This is a genomic window from Pseudoalteromonas sp. S3260, assembly GCF_005886925.1.
In the GTDB taxonomy this organism is placed as follows: domain Bacteria; phylum Pseudomonadota; class Gammaproteobacteria; order Enterobacterales; family Alteromonadaceae; genus Pseudoalteromonas; species Pseudoalteromonas tetraodonis.
In genome coordinates this window covers 1-2789 of the sequence record NZ_PNCV01000130.1, presented here as the reverse complement: position 1 = coordinate 2789, position 2789 = coordinate 1, and the positions used below count along the sequence as shown (strand labels likewise).

The following is a 2789-nucleotide window of genomic DNA, read 5'->3' as shown; positions in this document are numbered from 1 at the left end:
TTACTACAGCCGAAAATATAGAAAATCTATTAACTGCCCTTATTGGCCTATCCGCATTTCATAAAACAGACGACTCAATTAACGAATTAATATCCCTATTAGTTTCAGAGTCTGAAAACTTAAGTTCAATAATTTCACTTTCTAAAGCTATTCCCCAACAGGTAATTGATATGGGTTTATTAAACGGCTTGCCGTTTAATGTAAGGCCTAACTTCAAGGTTAATTTGGAAATCACAAGCCAATAGGCCGAAGCCCGCGAAGCGGTAGAATATTAAATTTGGAAAACAGAACCCCGAGCGCAGCGCGCTCCCCTGATAAACCTAGCTGAATTACCGTTCAACTCATCCGTTCAGGTTTTCCGTGTGCAATATTCCAATCGCCAATTCCAATAGGCACTCTAGGTTAGAACGATAGTGCAACCTAGAGTGCAAAACCTATTACTTATGATGCAAAACTTTACTTTTATTAAAATCTAGATTAGATTCTCAAGTGACGTAACTAGAATCTAATTTAATAGGACTGTATTATGAAATCACTAAACCAATTGGCGTCAAAGATTATTGATGATTTATATATTGAGGAAGCTATGAAAAATAACCCACCAGAAGAAACCCCTTATCACAAACGCAAAATGTCGTTAACAGCGCCAATTACGACAGTTTTTATGTTTGATGCTATCGCTGCTCGCTTTGGTAAAACTCGAATTGAATTATTAGAGCCTGCTTTAGAGTTATATGCTGAACAGCTTTTCCTTTCTCTATCAGATGAAGATAGAAATTCTTTATCTGTTGAAGTCGATTCTTTGATTACCGAGAACTTACCTGAAGGCATCCAAATGCAAGTTGTAAATTCTGCTGGTTCTTTTGAGAACGAATGTGCCGAATGGCGTGGTTTAAACGCATCTTTCAAAAGTTTTAATAAGGAATAATTATGAGTATGTTGACTCTATCAGGCCAATTAATAAATATTTTTGAAAGTCCAAAAGGTGTTAAGGACGAAAAAGAATACGGTGGCCAAGACAAAATTCAGATACTGGGTGAAGTAGTTCTCCAGAACGGCGAAAGTCGAAACGACCTTATAACTCTAACAACTCATGACAAACAGTTGTTCGAAGGGCTTAAGGGTAAATCTATCAGAGTACCGGTATCGGTTTTTGCAAATGGTAAATCTATTACTTACTTCATTCCAAAAGGCTCTAAGCCTACGGCTGCACACTAAAAACACAGACCCCCAAAAGAGAGAGAGACAGGCAAAAGCTTGCCTTTGCCGTCCTCACTCTTGGGGGTTTTTTGCAAGCTCTGCTTGCCTTACTTGATACATAGAAATAAAGTGACGACAAAGGAAGAAAAATAAATGTCAGAAAAAAGAAAACCCTCACTAGATTCTGCTTTGGCGGGCGACTCTAGCAAGGGCTTCAATGAAATATGTAATTTCTCTGGTAGAGTGCAACGCTACAGCGAAGCAAAGACCAGACAATTACAGATATTAAACCATGTTCGTGGTTTAAGCCAAGGGGAAAAGGCAAATTTTCAACTTCATTCCCTTTTGAATTTCGAGAAGCTACAAAGCCAACTGTGTAGTTGTGGTAATTATCTGGTTTTTCACCAGTACCACACTGTGGGACAAGTGCGCCTAGCAAAAGCTAGTTTTTGCAAGAATCATCTAATGTGCCAATTGTGCGCCATCAGACGGGGCGCTAAGCAAGTTCAGGGGTATTTAGGTAAGTATGAGCAGGTCGTAGCTAAAAATACCGCCTTGCGTCCTTACATGCTCACTTTGACGGTTAAAAATGGTGAGTCATTACCAGAACGTTTTGATCATCTTCAAACTTCTGTACGAAAATTTTTGAAGCGCAGACGAGATTTTATTGAAAAAGGCAGGGGGTTAAGTCAACTTTGTAAGTCTGATGGTGGCGTATTTAGCTACGAATTAACTAAAAGTAAATCTGGCTGGCATCCTCATTGTCACATGGTTGTTATGCTTGACCCTGAAAACCCGATTGATTTCCCTTTCAATATTCGTCCCGTTCTTCATAAACCTGATGCCTGGTCTAAACTTTCTCCCCAGGATAAGAAAAACGAAAAAGCTCTATGGAAAAAATATACTGATGCTGTTCAAGAATCAGAACTTTGCAAAGAGTGGCAAAAGATTACAGGCGATAGCAAAATCGTAGATATAAGGCCTATCGAGGGCGACCCCGCTCAAGGTTTTGTAGAAGTATTTAAATATGCACTTAAGTTTTCAGACCTGAAACCTAAAGAAAATATAGAAGCTTATTCTTACCTTAAGGGTAAAAGGTTAACTGGTAGCTTTGGATGTTTTTGGGGTGTAAAAATCCCCGAAAAAATGACCGATGATCTTTTAGAGGATCTTCCTTACATAGAACTTTTCTATAAATACACTAAGGCGGGTTACTCTCTCCAGTCGGCCATACCTAAGACTGAAAAAAGTTACAGTAATCAAGATAAGGAAATTTTAAGTCGCATTGGCTCAGGTTCTTCACCTTTGCCTAAGATTAATAGTGTTTTTAATAATCATGGTTTCTTAAATTCCATAATTCAAACTGTAGCCGATATTCATAACGACCCTAATTTTAAGGGTTCAAGGGAGGGGCCCGTTTCACGGGAAGGTGACTTTGAACTTTTAAAATTAAAGGAGAGTTGAAAAGTTAGTCAATAAGTGATCTTATAGGCATGTCAGGTAGAGCGGTAACTCTTACCTGACACTAACATAAACAACTTTCGAGGAGTTATCCATGTCTAAGCAAGATACTAACAATGTTGATCTAA

Annotated in this window: 4 protein-coding genes; all 4 read left to right on the top strand. The window is 38.5% G+C overall.

The genetic code is table 11. The annotated features are described in order from the left end of the window. On the top strand, positions 1 to 245 hold a 245-nt coding region (locus tag CWC14_RS19450; RefSeq protein ID WP_212746561.1), incomplete at its 5' end, for a hypothetical protein. 281 nt (positions 246 to 526) lie between these two features. Next, on the top strand, positions 527 to 928 hold the full coding sequence (locus CWC14_RS16520; RefSeq protein WP_138563961.1) for a hypothetical protein: 402 nt from the start codon (positions 527 to 529) through the stop codon (positions 926 to 928). A 2-nt stretch (positions 929 to 930) separates the two neighbouring features. Next, positions 931 to 1218, top strand: coding sequence for a hypothetical protein (locus tag CWC14_RS16515; RefSeq protein WP_249928767.1), 288 nt, complete (start codon positions 931 to 933; stop codon positions 1216 to 1218). A gap of 135 nt (positions 1219 to 1353) precedes the next feature. Next, complete coding sequence (locus CWC14_RS16510; protein ID WP_138563959.1) at positions 1354 to 2664, top strand: protein rep; 1311 nt, start codon at positions 1354 to 1356, stop codon at positions 2662 to 2664. Positions 2665 to 2789 lie beyond the last annotated feature (125 nt).